Source organism: Streptomyces sp. HSW2009 (assembly GCF_040240285.1).
Taxonomy (GTDB): Bacteria; Actinomycetota; Actinomycetes; order Streptomycetales; family Streptomycetaceae; genus Streptomyces.
Genome location: NZ_JBEHZD010000399.1, coordinates 1 through 7,562 on the forward strand (window position 1 = coordinate 1; position 7,562 = coordinate 7,562).

At 75.0% G+C, this 7,562-nt stretch carries 5 protein-coding genes and 1 pseudogene; 5 read left to right on the forward strand and 1 reads right to left on the reverse strand.

Annotated elements, in window-relative coordinates:
• Window positions 1-510: 510 nt before the first annotated feature.
• On the reverse strand, window positions 511-2,760 hold the full coding sequence (locus AAHZ94_RS24465; protein ID WP_349995262.1) for an alpha/beta fold hydrolase: 2,250 nt from the start codon (window positions 2,758-2,760) through the stop codon (window positions 511-513).
• 621 nt (window positions 2,761-3,381) lie between these two features.
• Here AAHZ94_RS24465 and AAHZ94_RS24470 point away from each other — a divergent pair.
• The 5 genes and pseudogenes from AAHZ94_RS24470 to AAHZ94_RS24490 all read left to right on the forward strand — a co-directional run bounded on the left by AAHZ94_RS24470 (window position 3,382) and on the right by AAHZ94_RS24490 (window position 7,367).
• On the forward strand, window positions 3,382-3,576 hold the full coding sequence (locus tag AAHZ94_RS24470; RefSeq protein WP_349995263.1) for a hypothetical protein: 195 nt from the start codon (window positions 3,382-3,384) through the stop codon (window positions 3,574-3,576).
• 830 nt (window positions 3,577-4,406) lie between these two features.
• Complete coding sequence (mshB, locus tag AAHZ94_RS24475; protein ID WP_349995264.1) at window positions 4,407-5,414, forward strand: N-acetyl-1-D-myo-inositol-2-amino-2-deoxy-alpha-D-glucopyranoside deacetylase; 1,008 nt, start codon at window positions 4,407-4,409, stop codon at window positions 5,412-5,414.
• Window positions 5,411-6,040: a DUF6113 family protein gene (locus AAHZ94_RS24480; protein ID WP_349995265.1), complete on the forward strand. Its 630-nt coding sequence runs from the start codon at window positions 5,411-5,413 to the stop codon at window positions 6,038-6,040. Before mshB ends, AAHZ94_RS24480 begins: the two co-directional genes overlap by 4 nt.
• Window positions 6,041-6,238: 198 nt before the next feature.
• Window positions 6,239-6,506: pseudogene (locus tag AAHZ94_RS36495) on the forward strand (hypothetical protein); the annotation flags it as partial.
• Between the two features lie 180 nt (window positions 6,507-6,686).
• The gene (locus AAHZ94_RS24490; RefSeq protein ID WP_502964766.1) at window positions 6,687-7,367 is read left to right on the forward strand and encodes an MFS transporter; all 681 of its coding nucleotides are present in this window, start codon (window positions 6,687-6,689) and stop codon (window positions 7,365-7,367) included.
• The last annotated feature ends 195 nt before the right edge of the window (window positions 7,368-7,562 follow it).

The following is a 7,562-nucleotide window of genomic DNA, read 5'->3' on the forward strand; positions in this document are numbered from 1 at the left end:
TTGCCAGCTCGACCGGGGCCACGCACCTCGGCCCGGCCGTACGCCGCGGGTGCGCGCCCCGCCCGCCAGGCGCCGGGGCCGGGCCGCCCGGGGGGGGGGGGGGCGCGGGGGCCCGCGGGGGGGGGGGGGCCCGGGGGGCGGGGGGGCCCGGGCGCCCGGGGCCGGGCCCGCCGGTTCCACCGGTCCCGGTGGCTTCGGTCCTCCGCCCGGCGCCGCGCCCGGTGTCGTACCCGCCGGCAGCCCCGCACAGCAGTTCCCCGGTGACGCGCGGGCCGACGCGCCACCCCGACCCGCGACGCCCCCGCAGCCCGGAACGCCCCCGCAGGACGCAGCGCCCTCGCAATCCGCAGCGCCCCCGCCGCCCGCGTCCCCGCCGTCCGGCGGTTAAGGCACGGCGGCCGGGGGCGGGGACGGGCGGCGATAGCGGTAGCGGCGCGGTGGGCGCGGCCCTGGCGGGCGGGCGCCGCGCCGGCGGCTACCGGTCTCCGCCGGCCCCGGCCCCGCCCCGGTCTAGCCCTCGGTCCCGCCCGCGGGCGTCGTACCCGGGTTCGGCAGCCCCAGCGACCGTCGGAGGAAGTCCACCTGGAGCAGCAGCAGGTTCTCCGCCACCTGCTCCTGCGGCGTCATGTGGGTCACGCCGGACAGCGGCAGCACCTCGTGCGGGCGGCCGGCCGCCAGCAGGGCCGAGGAGAGGCGCAGGGCGTGCGCCACCACCACGTTGTCGTCGGCGAGACCGTGGACGATCAGCATCGGACGGGCCGGTTCCACCGCCCCGGACAGGCCGTCGTCGGTGATCAGCGAGTTGCGCGCGTACACCTCCGGCTGTTCGTCCGGCAGGCCCAGGTACCGCTCCGAGTAGTGCGTGTCGTACAGCCGCTGGTCGGTGACCGGCGCGCCGACGACGGCCGCGTGGAAGACGTCGGGGCGGCGCAGCGCGGCGGCGCCGGCCAGGAACCCGCCGTAGGACCAGCCGCGGATGGCGACCTTGCCGAGGTCGAGCGGGAACCGGTCGGCGAGCCCGTGCAACGCGTCCACCTGGTCCTGGAGCGTCACCGAGGCGAGCTCGTGCAAGATCGCCTTCTCCCAGCCGGGTGAGCGGCCCGGGCTGCCCCGCCCGTCCGCGACGATCACCGCGAACCCCTGGTCGGCGAACCACTGCGAGGTCAGATACGCATTGTGGGCCGCGAGCACCCGCTGCCCGTGCGGCCCGCCGTACGGGTCGAGCAGCACCGGCAGCGGGCCGTCGGCGGCGGTGTAACCGGTGGGCAGCAGCACGGCGCACGGGATGTTCCGCTCGCCGGAGTGGACCAGGTGCGGCGCGGCCGTCAGGCTCGGCCGCTCGGCGTGGTTGGCGATCTCGGCCAGCCGCTCCCAGTCGGCGGGGTCGCGCTCCTCGTCCACCCGCACGACCCGCACCCGCACGCCGGGCTCGGCCAGCGCGAGCGAGGGCAGCACCAGGACGTCCCCGCCGCGCACCGCCGAGGTCACCGCGGGTCCTTCGGCCACCGCGATCGACTCGTGGCCGGCGGGCACCCGCGGCAGCGGGGCGGCACCGGCCGGCGCGCCCTGGGCGGGGCGGAACCAGGCCCGGTAGACGCCGATCTCGCCCGGCACCGCCGGCAGTTCGGCCCCCGCGCCGGGCGCCGCGGAGAACAGCACGTCCCGCTCGCCGACTGAGAGGACCGCCCTGACCTGCAAGGTGTCGGAGGTGAGCCGCTGGTCGCCGACGATCAGCACCCGGGCGCCGGCCTCGTCCGTGATCCGCACCAACTGCCCGTCCGGCGTCCACGCCGGCACCCCGGAGAAGAGTTCGAGCCAGGCTTCGTCCTCGTCCGCGTGGACCGTACGGGTCTCGCCGGTCGCCGGGTCCACCGTCAGATAGCGCTGGGTGCGCTGGTCGCGGGAGTGCACCAGGAGCAGCGGCGGCCCGTCGGCCGCCCAGTGCACCCGCGCCAGGTACGGGAAGCGTTCCCGGTCCCAGACCACCTCGGTCCTGGCGCCGTCCAACGTCAGATGGACGAGGGTGACCTCGGCGTTGGGCGTGCCGGCCGCCGGATAGGCCACCTGCTCGGGCTCCCGGTCCGGATTGGCCGGGTCGGCGATCCACCAGCGCTGTACGGGACTGTCGTCCACCCGCGCGACCAGCAGCGCATCGCTCGCCGGCGACCACCAGAAGCCACGCGAGCGGTCCATCTCCTCCGCCGCGATGAACTCCGCCAGGCCGTAACTGACACCGGGCCCGTCCGGTTCGGCCAGCGCCCGGTCGCCGTCGCCGGCGCTGTCGATCACGCGCAGCGCGCCCCCGGCCGCGTAGGCGACGTGCCGTCCGTCGGGCGACGGCCGTGGATCGACGACCGGCCCCGGCTCCCCGGTCAGCGGCAGCTCCCGGGTGGTGCCGGCGCGCAACTCGGCCACGAACAGCCGACCCGAGAGCGCGAAGGCCGCCAACTCGACGGCGCCGTCGGTCGCGTACCCGACCACCCCCGCCGCGCCCTCCCGGCTGCGCTCGCGCCGCGCCCGCTCCTCGGCCGACAACTCCTCGCCCGCGCCGCCGAGCAGCACGGCCGGGTCGGCCGCCGGATACTCGCGCCCTTCGGCCACGTCGAGCACCCACAGCAGATGGCTCAGGTCGGTGCCGTGTCGGGAGCGGAGGAAGACGACGCGGGCGCCGTCAGGGGACACACTGAAGGCGCGGGGCGCGCCGAGGCTGAAGCGCTGCGTGCGCGCGTGCTGCCGAGGGAACGAGAGCTGTCCGGTCATGGGGCCGAGCCTACGGGCCGGACCTGCGCGGTGAGCCGGGGATTTCTTCCCCGTACGGCCGGAGCCGCGGGCGGCTCGCCCGGCCGTGCTGACGCGCCGGGCCGCGCTGTCGGCGGGCTGCGGCAGCTCGGTCCGCGGGCCGAGCGGCGGGCCGGCAGGTGGTACGGCCGCTGGCCGTGGCGATGGCACATCCGAACACGTATGCGCCCCTGTCATGCTCCCATGCATCACGATGTGCGATCCGACAGAAAGTTATGATCCCTTGCGCATAGTGGGTATGCCTTGAAAGGTCTTTAAGCGGGCCTCGGCATCGCGTGAAGAAGGCGGTATCTGCGCCTACGCCGCGCGCCAGTTGGGGTCGGAGTGGCGCATGACATGGCGTGTTCATGGATGGATGTACCGGGAGCGGGTAACCCTCGCCGGTGGATGGCCGTGCATGGCCATGCACGGCAGGGCTGAGCGCGGTGTCGCGGCGTTCGATGACCCAGGATGGGGGAGGGGAACGGAATGAGTGGTGGACACGTGCCGCTGGTCCCCTTCCCGTGCTGGGGAACGCGGGTGATTGCCGGTCAGATGTCCTGGACGGTCGTCATTGACACGGAATTCTGGAGGTGAGCCGCTGTGGTCCTATCGGTATCGGCGGTATTGCTGCTGGGGATCATCGTCTTCCTGCTGGTCAAGAGGGATGGGCTCAAGGTCCTCCACGTCTTGGCCTGTGTGATGTTGGGCTTCTATCTCGCCGGCTCGGACATGGCGCCCACCATCGACAAATTCGGCAACAACGTCGCGAACGCCATCGGGGACATCAAATTCTGACCCCGCCCGGGCCCCGCATTCCGAGCGGGCGCTGAGCGGGTCCAACCGGCCGTCCCCCGGCCGCGGCTCCGTCGTGCGCGCGTAACCCTCCAGGCTCCGTACGCGCGCCCTTCCGCATGCCCTGGCACGGCCCTGGTCCGCCCGCTTCGGTACGCGCTGACGCGGGCGTTCCGGCCCGCCGGGTGGGGCGCCGGGCGGGCGTCGGACGGGCGCCGGGCGGATATCGGGGCGGCCGATGGCCCGCTCATCGGGCGTCGGTTCGTGCGGTCGGCGGGTCGGCCCTACGCGCAACGGACCGTCCGCCGAATCGGCTTCCCCGAGGGGGAGTTGGCGCATTGCGGAATTCCCTGGTGTTTCCGCCCGCGTTCCGTCTCGCTTCCGCTGCTCGCTTCCTTTCTTGTGTTGGGCTGCCGCCTTCGGGCGCGGCCTTGGGCGGTGGGCGGGAAGGAGCCGGAAGCGTCCTGATCGGTGGCCGCCGCATCGTCCGCGTATTCGCCGCCGCTCCTCCCGTGTTCTTCGCTTCGCTTTCGCCCGCTCCTCCCCTCTTGCTGGTTTCCCTCCGCCGTCTCCTTTCGCCGTGTGCACCCGGGCATGGCCATCCCCCGATGTGGCCCGGGATTCCTCGCGGCGGGTGGCCCGGGGCGCGCCGGGCCGCGCCGGGCGGGGGGCGTGGAAAGTGGTCATGCGCCGGCGCATTGGGCGGCGCGCTGCGGGCGGCGGCGGGTGCGACGGGGGTTCGTGCGCCGTTGGGGCGGGACGGCCCGTGCGGAGCGGCGCCGTCCGGGGCCGCCCGGCGGCCGTGGCGGGAGGGGGGCTCGTAGGCTGTTCCCATGACCGTCCTTCCCGCCCGCCGTCTGCTCCTGGTGCACGCGCATCCGGACGACGAGTCGATCAACAACGGTGCCACCATGGCCGCGTACGCCGCGGCGGGCGCCCACGTCACGCTGGTCACCTGCACGCTCGGTGAGGAGGGCGAGGTCATCCCGGCCGACCTGGCCCACCTCGTCGCCGACCCGGCGCCCGGCGCCGCGCAGGTCGACCCGTCACGTCAGCCGGCGTCGCCGTCGGGGATCGCGTTCTCGGCCGCCGGGGAGACCAGACCGCTCAGCGCCCTCGGCGCCCACCGGGCGGGCGAGCTGAGCGCGGCGATGAAGGCGCTCGGCATCAGCGACCACCGGCTGCTCGGCGGCCCGGGCCGGTACCGCGACTCGGGGATGATGGGCACGCCGCAGAACCGGCGCCCCGGCTCCTTCTGGCAGGCCGACACCGACGAGGCGGCGACCTGGCTGGTGGAGATCGTCCGCGAGGTCCGGCCGCAGGTGCTCGTCACGTACGACCCGCAGGGCGGCTACGGCCACCCCGACCACATCAAGGCGCACCGGGTGGCGGTCCGGGCGGCGGAGCTGGCGGCCGAGCGCGGCTTCCGACGCGACCTCGGTGACGCGCACGCCATCGCCAAGGTCTACTGGAACTGCCTGCCGCGCTCGGTCGTCGAACCCGGCCTGGCGCGGGCGGCCGAACTGGCCGACGGCTCCGCCGGCGCGCCCTTCACCGGCGTCGCCGCGCTCGCCGATCTGCCGGGCGTGGTCGAAGATGACCTGGTGACGGCGGTGATAGACGGCTCCGCCCAGGCGGCGGCCAAGACGGCGGCGATGCGCGCACACGCCACCCAGCTCACCGTGAGCGGCGACTTCTTCGCCCTCTCCAACGGTCTGGGACAGCCGCTGACCAGTACGGAGTACTACCACCTCGCCCAGGGCGACCCGGGCCGGGCCGGAGCCACCGGCGCCGCCTGGCCCGGCCGTGAGGACGACCTTTTCGCCGGAGTGGTGACATGAGCACGAACCCGGGTGCGGGCAAGGGCGCGAGCCCGGCCAGGAACGCGGCGGCCTCGAAGACTGCGGCTTCAGCGAACGCGGCCAAGGGCGCCGGAAGCAGGCAGGCCGCCCGGACGCCCGCGCGCAGCGGCGCCGGCGGTGCTGGTGCCGGCAGCGCCCGTGGCGCCGGCGGTGCCGGTGGCTCTGGTGCTTCCGGTGCCGGCGCCAGTGTCGCGCCGGGTGCCCCGTCCGGTGGCGGCGCCTGGCTGGCCAACCCGTTCAGCCCGGCCCGGATCGCGGTGTACGCGCTGCTCGTCGTGGTCGGCGCGCTGGTCGGGATCGCCGGGGCGCTGGTGCAATCGGCGTGGTTCCCCGGCGGGTTGCTGCTGGCCCTGCTCGGGCTGGTCGCGCTCTGCGTCGGCGGCCTGTACGCCACCCGGGCGCGGGCCGGGGCCTGGTCGTCCGCCGGCGGCTGGCTGGTGGTGGTGCTGTTCCTGACCGCGACCAGGCCCGAGGGCGACTTCGTGTTCGGGTCGGGAGTCGGCTCGTACCTCTTCCTGCTGGGCGGGATGTTCGCCGGTGTGATGTGCGCCACGGTCCCGAAGGTCCCGCAACCGCAGGCCCCCGCCACCCGACTTGAGAAGTGACGTCCCCTTCGGGAATGACGTCCCAATGGACCCGGGCGCGGCCCCGTGTACTCGCTTGGAGTGGGGAAACGGCAGCCGACAAGTGTCGATCGGCCGTGCCCAGTATGGTGGTGCGCGCCGCCGAGCCTGCCCTGGCCTACGGCATGGGGAACCCCAGTGCGAGATGGGGGGCGGCGGAGCTAACTGGGAGAACCTGCTTTGAGCCGTGAATCTGACAGTTCGTCCTCCGGGCCTCAGGGGCGCGGCGATGCCGCCTACCCGTCGGGTACCCCGCCGTACGGATCGCGCCAGTATCCGTCGCCGCACCCGACCCAGGAGGCCCCGTACGACAACGCCGACGCAGCGCGTCCCCGGGCGTCGTCCGTGCCCGAGGAGCCGAAGACCGAGACCACGCTGACCACCCGCATCCGGATCAACATCCCCGGCTCCCGGCCGATCCCGCCGGTCGTGGTCCGCAAGCCGGTGGGCGACGAGGAGGCCGCGGGCTCCGGTGCCGGTGCGGCCCAGCCGAACGGGGCGGGTCGCGGCGGGCAGCGTTCCAGCGGCGCGAAGGGCGGCGACCAGGACGGCTCGCGCCCGGGCGGCGCCGCCGGCGGCCGACGCAGCGCAGGCCACGGCCGAGTCGGCCACCGCGGCGCCGCCCTCGGTGTGGGCGCAGTGGCGGCAGGTGGTGGGCAACCGGGCGTTCCTGCTGTTCTCGGCCGTGATGGTCGGCTCGTACGTGCTGACCTTCCAGGTCTACCTGGTGCTGCCGCTGGCCGCTGACGGGGCGCTCGGCTCGGACGGCACCAAGGCGACCAGTGCGCTGTTCGTGGTCTCGGCCGCGGTGGCGATCGCCGGCCAGTTGCGGCTGACGGACTGGGCCAAGGGGCGCTTCCCGCACCACCGGGCCCTTACGGTCGGGCTCGGCGCGATGGGGGCGGCGTTCCTGCCGCTGGCCCTCGCCCCCGCCGGCTCCGCGGTCGCCACCCTGGCCGCGCTGGTGGTCACGGTCGCGGCCCTCGCGGCGGCCAGCGCGCTGGTCTACCCGTTCGAGATGGACACCATCGTGGCGCTGTCCCGGAACCGCCTGGTGGCCACCCACTACGGCCTGTACAACACGGTCTCCGGCATCGGCATGACCGTGGGCAACCTGGCCCTGGGTGCCCTGTGGGACGTCGCCCACCCAGGCGCCACCTGGCTGGTGTGGAGCGTGCTCGCGGCCACCGGGGTCGGCTGCGCCGCGGCCATCGCGGCCCTCGCCCGCGCCGGCCATCTGCACACCCCACGCCAACCCGCCACCGTCCAACCCTCGCCCGACTCACCCACCCACACACCCACCCCCTGATCCACACCCACCCACCTCACGCAGCTCACCCGTCTCCGCGCCGCGCGCGGCAGCGAAGGGGGGGGGGGGGGGGCCGGGGGGCGGGGGGCCGCGGGGCGGCGGGGGGTCCCCCCCGCCCCCAGGGCCGGGCCCGCAGCGGCCGGGGCGGCCTCGGGCGACGCCTCGGGGGTGGCCTCCGGGGCCTGTTCCAGAATG